Genomic DNA, 15658 nt, shown 5'->3' with positions numbered 1-15658 from the left:
GATTTAAGTGAAATTACTTGACCGTTATATTTTAAAAAGCTTTATATCGACACTGCTAACAGTGTTCGCTATTTTATACTTTATTTTTATCCTACAAGGGGTGTGGTTATTCATCTCAGAATTAGCAGGAAAGGATCTTGATTTGATTGTGATTGTTCAGTTCTTACTGTTCTATTCACCTAAGATGGTACCCTTGGTATTGCCCTTGTCAGTGTTATTAGCATCTATTATGACCTTTGGTAGCTTTGCAGAGAACTATGAGTTCGCAGCGATGAAGGCATCAGGAATCTCTCTTCAGAGAGCGATGCGTCCATTGTCTATATTCATATTTATATTAGCAGGAGTATCATTTTGGTTTGCGAATGATGTTATTCCAAAGGCGGAATATCGTTTTTTAAATCTTCGAAAAGAAATTATTCAAACAAAACCAGCTATGGCAATAGCCGCTGGGCAGTTTAATGATTTAGGACAGGTCAACATTAAGGTAGATAATAAGACTGGAGATAAAGGTCAGTATTTAGACAATGTAACGATGCATGTCAAGTCTAGTTCTGGATATGAAAATAAGACGGTGATTAGATCAGTAAATGGAGAACTAGAAACAGAAGAAACGTCTAATATCTTAAAGCTTCATTTATTCGATGGTAACTACTATGATGATGTAGTAGCGAAGAACTATGAAGAACAGAAGAAAGAGCCGTTTATCAAAACTTCTTTTGAAAAATATACGATGAATATTGATTTGAGTAGTTTTCAAGATGAGGGGAAAGATGAGGATAAGATTACCAATACGTATGGTATGCTGAATATAAAGGAGCTAAACTATACGATAGACTCTCTTCAAAGATCTATGAATGTAGAGAAAGCATCTAATACAGATAACTTAACTTTGAGATTAGGAAATCTGTTGTCTATGGATCGACAACCTTCTAGTAATGATACTATTGCAAAAATAGAAATAGCGGATGCTGACTTAATAAAGGATTTTTCTTATGATAATCAGAGTAGAATCTTACAGTCAGCGATAGATTATACGAATAACATTAGCTTTAATACAGAGAGTAATGACCTTTCTATATTAAATCAAGTAAAGAAGATAAATGATCACTGGTTAGCTCTATACGAGAAGTTTGTGATTGCCTTTTCGTGTTTCCTGATGTTCTATATTGGAGCACCATTGGGAGCTATTATTCGAAAAGGGGGGATTGGTTTGCCAATTGTATTTGCAGTAGGTATCTTTATTACTTATCACTTTATAAATACTTTTGGAAGAAAGATGGCTCAGGAGGATGGAATTATCCCATTCTTTGGAGGGTGGATAGGATCTTTAGTTCTTACTCCATTGGCTATATATTTAACGTATAAGGCTACAAGGGATAATGGAGATGTTAGCTTTAGTCTATCGTTAGATACATTTAAAGATTTATTTGTTGCTTTAAAATCAAAAAGACAACAAAAAAAGAAATAATACAAAACAACAAAATACAACTATAATGTCACATAATCACATTCAATTAAACACTATCGAGGAAGCTATTGAAGATATCAAAGCAGGAAAAGTAATCATAGTGGTAGATGATGAGGATCGTGAAAACGAAGGCGATTTTATCGCTGCTGCAGAAATGGTTACTCCAGAGATGATCAATTTTATGGCCACTCATGGACGTGGACTTATTTGTGCTCCCCTTACTAAAGAGAGATGTCAAGAATTAGACTTGCATCCGATGGTAACTAATAATACTGTACTTCACCAGACAGCATTTACAGTATCTATAGACTTAAAAGGACATGGATGTACGACAGGTATCTCTGTACATGACCGTGCTAAGACAATAGAATCATTGGTAAAAGAAGAGACTACAGGAGAAGATCTTGGTCGTCCAGGACATATTTTCCCATTGATTGCTAAAGAGGGTGGTGTACTGAGAAGAACAGGTCATACTGAAGCTGCAGTGGATATCTCAAGACTGGCAGGGTTTAAACCAGCAGGTATCTTAGTAGAGATTTTAAATGAAGATGGTTCTATGGCTAGACTACCACAGTTAATGGATGTAGCGAAGAAATGGGACTTAAAAATTATATCTATTGAAGCTCTTGTGGCTTATCGTATGAAGCACGATAGCTTAATCGAAAAGAAAGAAGACTTCGAGTTAGAAACTAAGTATGGTACTTTTAGATTAAGAGCGTATCAACAGAATACAAATGGACAAGTGCATATCGCTTTGACTAAAGGGGATTGGAATGCTGATGAGGCTGTTTTAACACGTATTAATTCAACGATCGGTAATAATGATATCTTAGATGCCTTAAGTGGTAAATTAAGCATTCGTATGGAGAATACGTTTGCTAAGATTAACGAAGGGGATAAAGGAGCGATCTTATTTATTAATCAGGAAGATCACAATGCAAGTCTTTTAAATAGATTAGCTGTACTTAAAAACTCTGGAGCGAAGCTAGATCTTGATACACCTAAGTTATCAGGAGATGAAAAAGACTTCGGTATCGGAGCGCAGATATTACATGACTTAAATATTTCTAAGATTAAGTTGTTGTCTAATTCTGCTCAAGGCAAAAGAGTAGGGATGACAGGATATGGTTTAGAAATCACTGAATATATCAATTACTAATAGTATAATTAGTTTTTAGAGGTAGAATAAGAAGGTCTTGATAAGTTTTTTACTTATTAAGACCTTTTTTTATTCTTTATAAATATTTCATGCCGAGAGAGTTAGTTTTATTGCTGAAAAAAAGTGTGTTTTTTAGTATATATTTTTTTGCAGAATTGAAGGAAGTGTCTATATTTGCACTCGCAATACAGAAGTAATGCAGACCACTGGAGAAATGGCAGAGTGGTCGAATGCGGCGGTCTTGAAAACCGTTGACTGTAACAGGTCCGGGGGTTCGAATCCCTCTTTCTCCGCGAAATTATAAATGATAACTTTTTAAAAGTCATCAAAACAGCTTAAAACCTATGATTCCCAATGAATTATAGGTTTTTTCTTTTTTAACCCTATCGCATTTTTTTCAAAAATGCTCATAAGAAATCGCTTAATTCATGGCGCAGAGGAAATGTTTTGTCCTGTGCCACAAAAATTAACTAAATCCTAGTGATAGTAAGGGGTTAAAGAGATTTACATCTTGATTTTTGAGTGTTTTAATTCGACATTTATTACTAATTTTAAACAGTTGAATTATGCTAGAAAAACGCTTATCAATTAGTTTTTTCCTTAAGAAAGGAAGAGATGGAGGTGATTTAAGGATGGTTTACCTTAGAATCATCGTAGATGGAATCGCTAGAGAGACTTCCATTAACCACAAATGGGATATCAATAGATGGAACCAGAGATCAGGTCGTGCACTTGGTACAAAAGAAGAGGCAAGGACTCTTAATTTTCTATTGGATACAATTGTATCTAAGATTAATCATTACAAATTAGAACTTGTAAGTAATGGACAACCTATTACTGTATCTGTGTTAATGGATTTTGTTCAGGGTAAAGGATCTGATAAGAGTAAAGTTTTGGTTGAGTTTCAAAAACACAATGATGAAATTTTGGAATTAGTACCTAAAGAGTATGCTCCTGGTACTTATGAGAGATATGTAACAGCACGGTCTCATGTTGGAGAGTTTATTAAAAAGGTTTACAATAAAGACGATATTGAGTTCAGAGAACTTGATCATGAGTTTATCCTTGAATATGAACACTATTTAAAGACCGTTAGAGCATGTTCTAACAATACAGCTATAAAGTATATCTCAAACTTCAAGAAGATTGTTCTGAGAGCCATTGCAAAAGGAATTATTCCTACTAATCCTTTTGCACAATACAAGCCTAAGAAGACTAAGCTCAATAAAAAACCTTTGAGTAAACAAGAGCTTTCTATTTTAGAGAAAAAAGAAATTGATAATGAAAGATTATCTATTGTAAGGGATGTTTTTGTATTTCAGTGTTACACAGGACTTGCTTACATTGATGTATTTAAACTTCAAAAAAGTGATATTACTAAAGATATTGAAGGTAATTTGTGGATAAGAACCAATAGACAAAAGACAGATGCTAATATCACCATTCCATTACTACCTAAAGCTATAGAGATAATGGCTAAGTATAAAGACCATCCTGATTGTATTGGAAAAGATGTAGTACTTCCTGTTCGCTCTAATCAAAAGATGAATGCTTATTTAAAGGAAATTTCTTCTCTTTGTGAAATCAGTGAATTAAATACACACAAAGCAAGAAGAACTTTTGGTAGTACTGTAACTCTTGGTAATGGAGTTCCTATTCATGTGGTCAAAGAAATGTTAGGTCATCACTCTGTTAAACAGACAGAGGAATATGCTTTAACGGAAGAGGAAGCTATCAAAAGTGAAATGCAGATATTAAAAGGTAAATTGGAAGGACAAGCTACTAAGAGAACTGCAGAGTATAAGAGTTTAGTTGAGAAACTAGAATCCTTAGATCTTAATCAAGAAAAACTAACTCAGTTAATAGATATTATAACTAAGTTAGTTTAATAGTAATTGCTCCCTCGTACAATCATAGGCTTTTATGCAATAATTCAACTGTACTACGCATGTTAGGGTGATACGAGGGAGTATATTTTATATAGCCCAATTCTTGAAGTTCTTTTAAGTATTTATGATAAGTAGGAAGTGTATTAATATGAGCATATTTCATCAGTTTACGTCTACTAACTCTAATTAGTTTGCCTTGTTGTTGTAAAAATGCAAACTGAATAATCCCAAGTAGTAGTGCAAAATGCCAGACATTTAGTCTAGCATCATTTTTAAGCTCTACAATATAACGAAGTAGTTTATTTGATATACTCATATACTACTCATTAAAAAGGTTTTCAATATCAGTTCTATTGTAATAATAGGAACCGAGTATTTTTCTATATCGAAGTTTTCCAATAATACGAAGTGTTTGTAGCGAAGCTGCTGAAATACTAAGAAGTTGCCTTGCGACTTTTGTCTTTACCCATTCAAGTGAAGTCTCATTTGATTTCTGACTAAAGAATTCTTTTAATTCTGCAACGATTGTTTGACTAAACAGTCTTAGATCTTCTTTTGTGATTTGATTGTCCATAATAGTTGTTTTTAAGGTTAAACAACTAATTTATGTGGAGAATAGGAGTGCTTAGTATTACTGGAATAATAAAGAAGAGGTTGGCGTTAAAATGAGATGTTGATTTGCAAAATGAATTACAAACTAACATTAATTTTTAGTTGTAGTAGGGATTCGAACCAACTGGTACAGGTCAATCTATAAACGTATATTTTCTTTTTATAAATGTAATTTCATGCCTTCGTGCGAAGCTATAAAATCTAATTTTTCATAAAATCGAATGGCATTAGGACGTTTTTTGTCTGAAGTCAATTGCAATACATGAGCACCTTTTGCTTTGACATGTGCAATGGCCCAACGGAAAAATTGCTCACCCAAACCTTTGCCGCGAAAATCTTTATGAATACGCACGGCTTCAATCTGCGCACGAACACCTCCTTGGTATGTCAAATACTGCAAAAAGCTCAATTGTAGTGTGCCGATAATTTGCCCATTTTCATCTTCAACAACAATCAATTCCTGATTTAGGTCTTTGTCAATATTCAGAAAAGCATCGGTATAAATTTTTGGCAAAGGATTTTCAAAAAGGAGAAACATTGTTTTGCATTGGTTATCAAGTAAAGGATAATTAGTATGTATTTTATACTTTATAAATGACATGCTTGAGTAAGTGAATACTTTGTTAATCGTTATCAAAATGGTATAAGTCTATGTGTAATTGGTATAAACATAATCTTTTTTGAAAGGTATTTTTGTACAAATTAATAAAGTAATAAAATGAGTACATTGATAAGTAGATTATTTGTGTTTATATTTTTCACATCTGTAGCATTACAAGCTCAAACAAAAAATAATGGAAGCATTCAATTCATTAGAAATGCAACAACAATTATTAATTACGGAGGGTATAAGATTTTAGTTGATCCAATGCTTTCTCCGAAGGGAGGATTGATATCAGTAGCTGGAAAACAGAATAGTCCTTTGGTTGACTTACCTATACCAATTTCAGAAATAGTAGAAAATTTGGATTTGGTTTTAGTAACGCATAATCATTTTGATCATTTTGATAGTGATGCGGTTAAAAATCTAAATAAAAAAACTAAATTATTGCATCAACCAGCTGATCGTGATACAATTCAGAAACTTGGTTTTCAAAATGCAGAAACTATATATAATGAAATAGTTTGGAAAGATATTAAGATAACAAGAGTAATTGCAGAGCATGGTACAGGAAGAATCCATCAAATGATGGGAGACGCTTCTGGGTTTGTGCTACAAGCAAAGAATCAACCCACTATTTATGTAATTGGAGATGCTGTATGGACAGAGGGTATTTATCAAAACATTAAAAGATATGAACCAGATTATATCATTGTAAATACAGGTGGAGCTAAGATAAATGGATTTGAAGCTACTCCTATTATCATGGATGAAAAACAGGCAATGTCTTTAGTTCAGGAAAGTGGTAAAGCTGTAGTAATTGCAGTTCATATGGATGCAATTGATCATTGCTATACTACTCGTGAAATACTAAAAAAAGAAGCTGATAAATTCAAAATTAGTAGTGAAAAACTATTAATACCTAATGATGGAGAGATCATAGAATTTTAAAAGCTTGACTTATATTAAAAATGAATTTTTTGTTCCTCCTTTTTTTGTTTTTACTTTATAGTGTTATTTATAATGTAAAAGCTGATAATAATAATTGAAATTAAATATTCGAATTAAAAAGGAGGAATTTATTTGATACTATGAGATTTTTTGGAGATAAGGGAATTGGGTATTATACATTTGATTCGTTTATGGATATTCAAGCATTGCATTCTTCATGTAAGAGTAAACATAAATGTTATTTGATCATGAATGTAAAAGCAGACAGTGTGTTGACTATAGATCTTAAAGAGATTCAAGTTAAACAGGATATTCTTTTTTTTCTAGATTCGAGACAGCGGTTTTCTCTAAACCCTAGTAGCAAAAGTGAGATTATTATTTTCAATTCTGAATTCTACTGTATAGCTTTTCACGATAATGAGTTGACTTGTGATGGTATTTTATTTAATAATATTTACGATACGCCCTCTATTAATATAACTCAAAAAGATTCTGATATTTTAGATAACTTATTTTCTGAAATAAAGACAGAATTGAATCAAGGAGATTATTGGACAGAAGAGATGATTCGAACAAAGTTAAAAGAGTTAATTATTACAGTTAGCAGAATGTGGCTCAATCAAAATCCCAATCAAAAAGGTTTAGGTAGTAGAGAGGATGAATTAAGTAGAAAATTTAGTCAACTTGTTGAAGAAAACTTTTCGACCTATCACAGTGTATCAGATTATGCAGCAATGCTAAATGTAACGGCAAAGACGTTGAATCGCAAGATTGTGAGTGAGAAGAAAATGGCTCCCAATACATTTATAAAAAATAGAATTGTTCTTCAGGCTAAACGTTTATTATCCAATACGATGCTTACTGTAAAGGAGATAGCAATAGAACTAGGATACCAAGATCAGTCCTATTTTGTTCGTCTGTTTCGATCACAAACAGGACAAACACCTTTAAATTTTCGAAACAGGAATAACAAATAAGAAAAAAGTGCTGTGTTTTGAGAAATATGTCTCTTGATTAAAAAATGATGCATGGGTAATTTTGTCTAATAAATATTAATAAATAAAATAGATGAAATCAACTGTTACAGCCATTTGGCAAGGAAATTTTAAGGAAGGAAATGGATTTTTAAAGGGAGAGAATTCCACTCTCGAAGGAGTAGAATATAAACCAGTCTTTGCTAAGGCAAGCGGTCAACCTATAACAAATCCAGAAGAACTATTAGGATCTGCTCATGCAACATGTTTTAATATGACTTTAAGTTATATTTTATCTCAAGCAGGGATAAGTGCTGAATCATTGCAAACTGAGGTTGTTATCGGAATAAACAACAATGTTATACTTAGCTCGACTTTAAATTTAGTTGCAAAAATACCAGGCATTGCCGATAAGGAATTTCAAGATTACGTTATAAAAGCAAAACAAATGTGTGCAGTAGGAAATGCTTTAAAAGTAGAAATTGAAGTTAACGCTCAACTTTTATAGAATATCTTAGCAATGATTAAGATCTCTTTTCTTTGATTAGAGATTTTAATCAACCATTTTAATCAAATTAATTAAATAATCGTGTCTATATGCAAACTTTAAAATTTCATAAAACGGAGTGTGGTGTTGAATTCTTATTAAACGTTCTGCATATAGAGGGCAATGATATAAATAGAAGTTACTTAAAAAGTATACCATTTAATACGGATTTCTTTGAGGTTATTTTCTTTAAAAAAGCTCAGGGATATCTTGTATTAAATCACCAAAGAATTGAACTCACAGATAATAGTATTGTTTTTATATCTCCTTTTCAAAAACGACAGTGGAATTTTACATCGAAGGATTTAGAATTTTCTGTCTTACTTTTTCAAGAAGATTTTTTAAATGAGTTTTTTGAAGACAAACTATTTTCATATCGTTTGCTTTATTTTCATCAGTTTCATTTTCCCTTAAAAATAAGTTTAGAACGAGATAGTATTGATGTTTATTGCAAATTACTTCAAGAGATCAAAACAGAGCTCGTTTTTACAAAACCTGATAGTATACATATTGTGCGTTCTTTGTTATATTATATTTTGCATAAATTAAATAGAGAATATGCAACGTTAAATTCCTTATCTGTAGATAGACAGGAGCAACACTATGCTTTCCAATTTAAATATTTAATGGAAAAGCATATTGAAAAAAAACATAGAGTAAATGATTATGCTGAATTACTGGGGATAAGTAGAGTTTTATTGAATTCGTCTGTAAAAGAGCAATTTAATGTAACAGCAACCTATTTATTAAAACAGAGGTTATTAGTTGAAATTAAGAACTATCTAATTCATTCTTCCATGACAGTTAGTGAGATCGCTTATAAATTAAATTTTTCAGAGCCAAATCATTTAATGCGATTCTTTAAGACACAAACGGGTATGACTACACGAGAGTTTTTACAAGAACACATAGAAATAGAAAAAGAGATTTAATTATTCTTATCAAACTGGTAGAACTTAGAATTTGATTGGTATTCTACTTCTAATGCCAACAAAGTACTTTAGTTGTTTAAATAATTGAACAATTAAAGGATATGATTTCTCAAGAACAAATAGATATTTTAAAAGAGCAAATAGCTGCTGCTGATGCAATTGTTGTTGGAGGAGCTTCTGGTATGTCTGCTGCTTCAGGGTTTAAGTTTTACTATCAGCATGATGAAGTATTTCAAATGATTGCAGGTAATTTAGAAAAGAAATACGGGTTTTGTAATTTTTTTGATGGTTTATACGATCCTCATCACACTTTAGAGGAACATTGGGCCATGTTGATTCGTTTGTCGCATTATATTCATTATTGTGACACAGGAGAGACCTATAAGGATTTGGCAGCCTTATTAGAGGGTAAAAACTACTATATAGCAACAACGAATCAAGACGCTCAATTTTATAGAGTTTTTGATGCTAACAAAATTACAAGAATTCAAGGAGATTGGCGCTATTGGCAATGTAAGAAACGTTGTCATGATCAAATTTATGACAACAAAGAACAAACATTAGAGTTAAGCAAATATATAGAGGCAGATAAGCTCACAGACGCTTTAATTCCTAAATGTCCTAAATGTGGTGGGTATATGGATGCCTGGATACGATCAAGAAATTTTCTAGAGGGAAATTACTACCAACAAGAAATGAAGTTGTATTATGATTTTATTGAAAAGCACGCAGGAGATCGTATTTTGTTTTTGGAATTAGGAGTAGGATTAATGACTCCAATGTTTATAAAAAAACCATTTATAAGCATGGTTTACCAATTGCCCAATGCTTTTTACGCAACATTAAACCCTCAACATGCACTTGTGCCTGAAATCATAGCCTCAAAAGGTTTGGCATTGAGTGATGATATTTCAATTATTTTGAAACAACTTCTAAATAAGCCCATAGATTCCGTAGATCATTTTGATGCGGAGAAAATTTTCAACCCTTCACGTGTATATTAATGGATAGTATCAAACGCGCAAGAAAGGCTATTTTACAAGCTGATATGGTATTAATTGGAGCTAGCAATGGACTGTCTATTGCTCAGGGTATTCATATTTTTGCAGATAATCAAGATTTTAATGATTATTTCAGTGATTTTAAAAACAACAATGCAATAAAGAGTATTATACAAGGTTGTTTTCATCAGTTTTCTAAAGAGGAGCAAAAATGGGCATTTTATAGTAAGATGTATCATTATTTTACTATAGATAGAAAACCTACTCAGGTTATGCAACAGCTATTGTCCTTAATGAAGGATAAGCCTTATTTTGTTGTTACTTCAAATATTGATTCTCATTTTATAAATTCTGGATTTGATCCGCATGCTATATTTGAGATAGAGGGTAATTGTCGTTTTATGCAATGCGAAACTGCTTGTCATGATACGCTTTATGATGCCGAACAAAAATTATTAGCATTTTACGCAAAGCAAGAAAATGGGAGTATACCAACTAAACTTGTGCCCAAATGCCCTAAATGTGGAGGTAATATGAAACTTAATATAGAGGTTGACTCCCATTTTGTAAAGGGAGCTACTTGGCAAGAGAATAACCAAAAATATAGGGCATTTTTAGATCAAGCTAAGAATAAGCAAAAGAAAATTGTTTTATTGGAGTTAGGTGTAGGTTTACGCAATATATTGATAAAACAACCATTTATGAATTTAACTTATTACAATTCTAATGTTTGTTATATAACTTTTAATAAAGGAGAGATTTATGTACCTATTGAGATTGATGCACAGTCAATAACATTAGATGGGGATATTGGACAAAGTTTAAGTGAGATTGTAGGACTTAATGGTCGCTAGTTGATTTATCAAAATGGTAGTTTAAATGCTTGATTGGGTACCTGTTTAAATTATTATTTTGAAGAGATTTGTGTTAGATGTTTAATTATATAAAAAAGATAATTATGAGTAAAAAAGCATTATTAGTAATAGATATTCAAAATGATTATTTTGAAAACGGAGCTTGGGAACTGGTGGGATCTTTAGAGGCTAGTTTAAAGGCACGAAAAATGATTGATCATTTTAGATCACATAATTTACCTATTGCACATATTCAGCATTTTGCTGTTCAAGGTAATATTCCTTTTTTCCATGAAGGAACAAATGGGGCAGAGATTCATGAAAATGTAAAACCACTAGAAGGAGAGAAACTAATTAAAAAGAATTATCCCAATAGTTTTAGAGAAACTGATTTGTTAGCCTATTTGAAAGCTGAGGGAGTTACTGAAGTTGTGATTACAGGTATGATGTCTCATATGTGTGTAGATGCAACAACAAGAGCAGCAAAAGATTTTGGCTTTGAATGTACGGTGATTTCAGATGCTTGTGCTTCAAGAGATCAAGTATTAGACGGAAAAACAGTACCAGCTTTAGAAGTTCATACAGCGTTTTTAGCAGCATTGACATTTTTTTACGCCAATGTTGTAACTTCAGAAGAATACTTGTCTGCTTAATTAGATTTAATAGAAAGCTGGAATATGATGTTCCAGCTTTTGCTTATTTTAAATTTTCTAGTCCAAACTTAGCTAATTGCTCTATAATTGGAAGTGTTTTTAATCCTAGATTTGTGAGGGTATATTCTACTTTAGGAGGAATTTCTGGGTATGCTTTTTTGGAAACAAATTCATTTTTGACTAAAAAATTTAGCTGTTGAATAAGCATTTTCTCACTTATACCAGGAATTGTTTTCTTTAGTTCCCCATATCGTATAGTTCTATCATTAATCTGAAATAATATTAATAGCGTCCATTTTCCACTTACAAGAGACATTGTTTTCCTTACTGGGCAATTCTCATCTGATGTATTTATTTTTTTTAGTTTTTTTTCCATTTGATTATCAGTTATTCTAACTAATTAGTAAGTACCTAACCCATAGGTAAGTACTTGTGTAAAAGTAAAATATTAATTTAATTCGTATAACAATAAATTTTAAAAAGTATGAAAAATTCAATAGAAGTAGTAACAGCTTATGTTGATGCACTGGGAAAAGGTGATATTCCAACTGCATTTTCTTTTTTTGATTCAAATGTTAAATGGCATCAACCTGGTAATAATCAATTTTCTGGAGTAAAAACGGGTGTTGAATCAATAGGAGAGATGCTTAATGCAATGATGCAAGTATCTAAAGGAACGTTCTCTTTAGTTCCTAAAGGATCTTTGATGGTAAATGGCAATCTTGTTTCTATGCCCTTAAATTTTACGGGTACTGTGGAGGATCGAACTATCAATATGTTTGGTATTGACCTATTTAAAATAGAAGGAGATAAGATTGTAGAAATATGGTTGTTTTCTGACAATCAAGAAGAAGAAGATGTTTTTTGGGGTAAATAATAGAATTTTACCAAAAAAAATAACCAATAGAGGAATACCTTCTTGTGGTATTCCTTTTAACTTTTTACAATAAAAGTTAATGTTTGATGTGACTTTTATTCTATATTTGCTTTTTAGCAAACAAGGATTATTACTTTGTAAAGTATGTTTTTTTTCAATTAGTTTATTCTAATGTATTGATAAATAGTTGTTAAAATCCTTGATTTTGTTTATTTTCAAAGTAGTTTAAATCAAACTTTATGTCTAAAAAGACTATAAATTCTCGCATTTCTTACACTAATCGTTACCCAGATAGCGATGTTGTGTCTTTCTTTGTTTTTTAATACTTAAGCATTTACTAGCTAAAAGTATTTCAGTTATATTATTTTCTCTATAGATTTTTCATGTTTTTTACTTCAACCATCTAACTAAAAAGTTGTGATAGTAAAAGTCGCGCGTGTTGTTTTTTTGACCAAATGTGAAAAATGAATTTATTGGACAAATTGCGAATCAGTATGGTTTTAAAATAAAAGGTTCTATAGAGAGAGGTCAATTTAGGTTTAATTTAATCATTTATTATTTTATGGTATCACAACAAGAAGATATTTTTAAGAACGTTATTTCGCATGCAAAAGAGTATGGATATATTTTTCCATCTAGCGAAATATACGATGGTTTAAGCGCAGTATATGACTATGCTCAAAACGGTGTAGAATTAAAGAGAAATATTAGAGAGTACTGGTGGAAATCCATGGTACAAATGCACGAAAATATTGTAGGAATTGATGCCTCAATCTTTATGCATCCAACCACTTGGAAGGCTTCAGGTCACGTTGATGCATTCAATGACCCTTTAATTGACAATAAAGACAGTAAAAAAAGATATAGAGCAGACGTTTTAATTGAAGACTACTGTGAAAAATTACACCAAAAAGCATTAAAAGAAATTGAAAAAGCGAAAAAACGCTTTGGAGAAGCTTTTGATGAAGAGCAATTTATTGCGACTAATCCACGCGTTGTAGAATACTACGCAAAGAAAAAAGAAATTTTAGAGCGTATGGCTCGCGGTTTAGATACAGGAGATTTGGCTGATGTAAAAGCACTTATCGAAGAGTTAGAAATCGCTGATCCTGATACAGGTTCTAAAAACTGGACCGAAGTACGTCAATTCAACTTGATGTTTGGTACAAAATTAGGAGCTTCTGCAGATACAGCGATGGATTTATACCTTCGTCCTGAAACAGCTCAAGGTATTTTTGTAAACTTCTTAAACGTTCAAAAAACGGGACGTATGAAAATTCCTTTTGGTATTGCACAAACAGGAAAAGCATTCCGTAACGAAATCGTTGCCCGCCAGTTTATCTTCCGTATGCGCGAATTCGAACAAATGGAAATGCAATTCTTTGTGAAACCAGGAGAGGAAATGAAATATTACGAGTATTGGAAAGATACGCGTTTAAAATGGCATTTATCTCTAGGCATGGGAGCAGAAAACTACCGTTACCACGACCATGAGAAGTTGGCACACTACGCCAATGCTGCTACGGATATTGAGTTTAACTTCCCATTTGGATTTAAAGAATTGGAAGGAATTCACTCTCGAAAGGATTTTGATTTAAAAGCACATGAGCAATTCTCTGGTAAAAAATTACAGTTCTTCGACAACGAAACAAATTCATCTTATGTTCCTTATGTTGTAGAAACATCAGTAGGATTGGATCGTATGTTCTTATCTATCTTCTCTAAATCACTTCAAGAAGAAACACTAGAAGATGGAACAACGAGAACGGTATTGAAATTACCTGCGGTATTAGCCCCAACTAAAGCGGCAATCTTCCCTCTAGTGAAAAAAGATGGTTTACCAGAAATTGCACAAGAGATTATCGAAGACTTGAAATGGGATTTCAATGTCGCTTATGATGAAAAAGATGCTGTAGGACGTCGTTACCGTCGTGCAGATGCTTTGGGAACTCCTTTCTGTATTACGGTGGATCACCAAACACTAGAAGACAAAACAGTTACCATCCGTCACAGAGATACAATGAAGCAAGATCGTGTTGCAATTGCTGACCTTCGCACGCTAATCAATGAGGAAATATCGATAAAAAGTTGGTTAAAAAGAGTAATGTAAAAGGAAACGGCACACTACATACAAATACAACTATCATAGTCGTTTTGTATGTAGTGTTTTGAATAGATTTACAAAGAGTTATTCATGTAGTCTTCCAATGATTCTTTTAGTCTATCTAAGTATATTGTTCTAGATTTTGCTCGACTTTTCATTCTGTGAAAAGCGTGATGGATGTCATTTAATGAAATTCCGAAAAGTTGTTGAAATAGAACGGCTATTTTTTTGATATCAGACTTGCCATTATTAATAGAACCACTTACATAGAGAGCATATATTAATTCTATAAGTGCATTCTGGGATTCAGACCATGTGAGTGATTCATTGTTTTTTACATAGTTAATTTTAGGATCATTTGAGTAGGATACTTGTTCTTGTAGATAGTTGATTAAATGAGTGTTGGCTAGTATTCTAGCTAATTTGTAATCATAATAAGTTGAAAAAAGAGGATCAATTTCAAAAGCAAAACTGTTGATTCCCACAAGTAAATTGATTTGACCTAGAGTAAAATACTCTAAATCTCTATCTACACGATTAGCTTGGTAATATTTATAGAAATCGTTATTGCGAAAATATTTTTCGTATTCTTTATTTAGTTCAGAAATTTTTTCAAGGTAGTATTCATTTTTGTTTGAAGCATTAATAGGACAATTTGTCTCTATTCTATAGATTTTATTATAAAAGATAAGTTTTCCTAGTATTATGGGTTTTATGTTTTTAAAAAAAAACACTTCTTCATTTGAATTTTCAAAACCTATTAGAAGAAGTTCTGTTTTGATATCAGTTAGTGTTTTTTTTAGAAATTGAATCATTTCAAACGATTTTTCAATTGTCAAAGGTTCAAATGATATTAATTCATTTTCTTTTTTTTCAATGAGCTTTAACGAGTTTTTGTAATTAGCGATCTGTGTCATAAAAAATAAGGTTGGTTATTTATGACTGGTATGCATTAGAAGTGTTTTACTCTTTTTTATATGCACTATTTAAATATAGTTCGAATTTAAATAGTGAGTCAATACGTGAATTCACTATA

At 31.9% G+C, this 15658-nt stretch carries 17 protein-coding genes and 1 tRNA gene; 13 read left to right on the top strand and 5 right to left on the bottom strand.

Annotated elements, in window-relative coordinates; all coding sequences use genetic code 11:
- Positions 1-7 precede the first annotated feature (7 nt).
- The 4 genes from MYRA21_RS00765 to MYRA21_RS00750 all read left to right on the top strand — a co-directional run bounded on the left by MYRA21_RS00765 (position 8) and on the right by MYRA21_RS00750 (position 4516).
- Complete coding sequence (locus MYRA21_RS00765; RefSeq protein ID WP_006264301.1) at positions 8-1468, top strand: LptF/LptG family permease; 1461 nt, start codon at positions 8-10, stop codon at positions 1466-1468.
- Positions 1469-1493: 25 nt separating this feature from the next.
- The gene (gene ribB, locus MYRA21_RS00760) at positions 1494-2627 is read left to right on the top strand and encodes a 3,4-dihydroxy-2-butanone-4-phosphate synthase (RefSeq protein WP_006264300.1); all 1134 of its coding nucleotides are present in this window, start codon (positions 1494-1496) and stop codon (positions 2625-2627) included.
- 208 nt (positions 2628-2835) lie between these two features.
- Positions 2836-2920 (top strand) — tRNA-Ser (locus MYRA21_RS00755).
- 273 nt (positions 2921-3193) lie between these two features.
- A complete protein-coding gene (locus MYRA21_RS00750) occupies positions 3194-4516 on the top strand; it encodes a site-specific integrase (RefSeq protein ID WP_039328272.1) in 1323 nt (440 codons plus the stop codon).
- A gap of 22 nt (positions 4517-4538) precedes the next feature.
- On the opposite strand, the gene MYRA21_RS00745 is transcribed toward MYRA21_RS00750, so the two are convergent.
- From MYRA21_RS00745 to MYRA21_RS00735, 3 genes are all read right to left on the bottom strand, one after another.
- Positions 4539-4832: a hypothetical protein gene (locus tag MYRA21_RS00745; protein ID WP_039328268.1), complete on the bottom strand. Its 294-nt coding sequence runs from the start codon at positions 4830-4832 to the stop codon at positions 4539-4541.
- A gap of 3 nt (positions 4833-4835) precedes the next feature.
- Positions 4836-5090 (bottom strand): hypothetical protein, encoded by a 255-nt coding sequence (locus MYRA21_RS00740; protein ID WP_039328265.1) that lies wholly within the window; start codon positions 5088-5090, stop codon positions 4836-4838.
- Positions 5091-5288: 198 nt separating this feature from the next.
- Complete coding sequence (locus MYRA21_RS00735) at positions 5289-5729, bottom strand: GNAT family N-acetyltransferase (protein ID WP_052237532.1); 441 nt, start codon at positions 5727-5729, stop codon at positions 5289-5291.
- A gap of 117 nt (positions 5730-5846) precedes the next feature.
- Here MYRA21_RS00735 and MYRA21_RS00730 point away from each other — a divergent pair, with 117 nt between their 5' ends.
- The 7 genes from MYRA21_RS00730 (at position 5847) to MYRA21_RS00700 (ending at position 11641) form a co-directional block, all read left to right on the top strand.
- Positions 5847-6680, top strand: a complete 834-nt coding sequence (locus MYRA21_RS00730; protein WP_052237531.1) for an MBL fold metallo-hydrolase — start codon at positions 5847-5849, stop codon at positions 6678-6680.
- 140 nt (positions 6681-6820) lie between these two features.
- Entirely contained in the window at positions 6821-7657 is an 837-nt protein-coding gene (locus MYRA21_RS00725) for an AraC family transcriptional regulator (RefSeq protein WP_039328262.1), read from the top strand.
- 91 nt (positions 7658-7748) lie between these two features.
- Positions 7749-8162 (top strand): OsmC family protein, encoded by a 414-nt coding sequence (locus tag MYRA21_RS00720; RefSeq protein WP_039328260.1) that lies wholly within the window; start codon positions 7749-7751, stop codon positions 8160-8162.
- Positions 8163-8251: 89 nt separating this feature from the next.
- Positions 8252-9133 (top strand): AraC family transcriptional regulator, encoded by an 882-nt coding sequence (locus MYRA21_RS00715; RefSeq protein ID WP_039328258.1) that lies wholly within the window; start codon positions 8252-8254, stop codon positions 9131-9133.
- A 101-nt stretch (positions 9134-9234) separates the two neighbouring features.
- Positions 9235-10137, top strand: a complete 903-nt coding sequence (locus MYRA21_RS00710; RefSeq protein ID WP_052237530.1) for an NAD-dependent protein deacetylase — start codon at positions 9235-9237, stop codon at positions 10135-10137.
- Positions 10137-10988 carry a Sir2 family NAD-dependent protein deacetylase gene (locus MYRA21_RS00705; protein ID WP_052237529.1) on the top strand — a complete coding sequence of 284 codons (852 nt, stop codon included), beginning with the start codon at positions 10137-10139 and terminating at the stop codon, positions 10986-10988. The genes MYRA21_RS00710 and MYRA21_RS00705 overlap by 1 nt, the downstream gene beginning before the upstream one ends.
- Before the next feature lie 104 nt (positions 10989-11092).
- A complete protein-coding gene (locus tag MYRA21_RS00700; RefSeq protein ID WP_039328249.1) occupies positions 11093-11641 on the top strand; it encodes a cysteine hydrolase family protein in 549 nt (182 codons plus the stop codon).
- A gap of 43 nt (positions 11642-11684) precedes the next feature.
- Here the strand turns inward: MYRA21_RS00700 and MYRA21_RS00695 are convergent, their stop codons facing one another.
- Positions 11685-12017, bottom strand: coding sequence for a helix-turn-helix domain-containing protein (locus MYRA21_RS00695; RefSeq protein WP_039328248.1), 333 nt, complete (start codon positions 12015-12017; stop codon positions 11685-11687).
- Between the two features lie 108 nt (positions 12018-12125).
- On the opposite strand from MYRA21_RS00695, the gene MYRA21_RS00690 reads away from it, so the two are divergent.
- Positions 12126-12518, top strand: coding sequence for a nuclear transport factor 2 family protein (locus MYRA21_RS00690; protein WP_039328245.1), 393 nt, complete (start codon positions 12126-12128; stop codon positions 12516-12518).
- A gap of 562 nt (positions 12519-13080) precedes the next feature.
- Positions 13081-14628, top strand: coding sequence for a glycine--tRNA ligase (locus tag MYRA21_RS00685; RefSeq protein WP_039330369.1), 1548 nt, complete (start codon positions 13081-13083; stop codon positions 14626-14628).
- 68 nt (positions 14629-14696) lie between these two features.
- Here the strand turns inward: MYRA21_RS00685 and MYRA21_RS00680 are convergent, their stop codons facing one another.
- Complete coding sequence (locus tag MYRA21_RS00680) at positions 14697-15539, bottom strand: RteC domain-containing protein (RefSeq protein ID WP_039328242.1); 843 nt, start codon at positions 15537-15539, stop codon at positions 14697-14699.
- Between the last annotated feature and the right edge of the window lie 119 nt (positions 15540-15658).

This window comes from Myroides sp. A21 (genome assembly GCF_000807225.1).
Classification (GTDB): domain Bacteria; phylum Bacteroidota; class Bacteroidia; order Flavobacteriales; family Flavobacteriaceae; genus Flavobacterium; species Flavobacterium odoratimimum.
Note: the sequence above shows the minus strand (reverse complement) of the source record. Positions and strands in the feature narration are given on the sequence as shown.

Excerpts from the sequence above, each read along its gene's own strand:
- ribB (WP_006264300.1), top strand. The coding sequence starts at position 1,494 with ATGTCACATAATCACATTCAATTAAACACTATCGAGGAAGCTATTGAA.
- MYRA21_RS00750 (WP_039328272.1), top strand. The coding sequence starts at position 3,194 with ATGCTAGAAAAACGCTTATCAATTAGTTTTTTCCTTAAGAAAGGAAGA.
- MYRA21_RS00745 (WP_039328268.1), bottom strand. The coding sequence starts at position 4,832 with ATGAGTATATCAAATAAACTACTTCGTTATATTGTAGAGCTTAAAAAT.
- MYRA21_RS00740 (WP_039328265.1), bottom strand. The coding sequence starts at position 5,090 with ATGGACAATCAAATCACAAAAGAAGATCTAAGACTGTTTAGTCAAACA.
- MYRA21_RS00735 (WP_052237532.1), bottom strand. The coding sequence starts at position 5,729 with ATGTCATTTATAAAGTATAAAATACATACTAATTATCCTTTACTTGAT.
- MYRA21_RS00730 (WP_052237531.1), top strand. The coding sequence starts at position 5,847 with ATGAGTACATTGATAAGTAGATTATTTGTGTTTATATTTTTCACATCT.
- MYRA21_RS00725 (WP_039328262.1), top strand. The coding sequence starts at position 6,821 with ATGAGATTTTTTGGAGATAAGGGAATTGGGTATTATACATTTGATTCG.
- MYRA21_RS00720 (WP_039328260.1), top strand. The coding sequence starts at position 7,749 with ATGAAATCAACTGTTACAGCCATTTGGCAAGGAAATTTTAAGGAAGGA.
- MYRA21_RS00715 (WP_039328258.1), top strand. The coding sequence starts at position 8,252 with ATGCAAACTTTAAAATTTCATAAAACGGAGTGTGGTGTTGAATTCTTA.
- MYRA21_RS00710 (WP_052237530.1), top strand. The coding sequence starts at position 9,235 with ATGATTTCTCAAGAACAAATAGATATTTTAAAAGAGCAAATAGCTGCT.
- MYRA21_RS00705 (WP_052237529.1), top strand. The coding sequence starts at position 10,137 with ATGGATAGTATCAAACGCGCAAGAAAGGCTATTTTACAAGCTGATATG.
- MYRA21_RS00700 (WP_039328249.1), top strand. The coding sequence starts at position 11,093 with ATGAGTAAAAAAGCATTATTAGTAATAGATATTCAAAATGATTATTTT.
- MYRA21_RS00695 (WP_039328248.1), bottom strand. The coding sequence starts at position 12,017 with ATGGAAAAAAAACTAAAAAAAATAAATACATCAGATGAGAATTGCCCA.
- MYRA21_RS00690 (WP_039328245.1), top strand. The coding sequence starts at position 12,126 with ATGAAAAATTCAATAGAAGTAGTAACAGCTTATGTTGATGCACTGGGA.
- MYRA21_RS00685 (WP_039330369.1), top strand. The coding sequence starts at position 13,081 with ATGGTATCACAACAAGAAGATATTTTTAAGAACGTTATTTCGCATGCA.
- MYRA21_RS00680 (WP_039328242.1), bottom strand. The coding sequence starts at position 15,539 with ATGACACAGATCGCTAATTACAAAAACTCGTTAAAGCTCATTGAAAAA.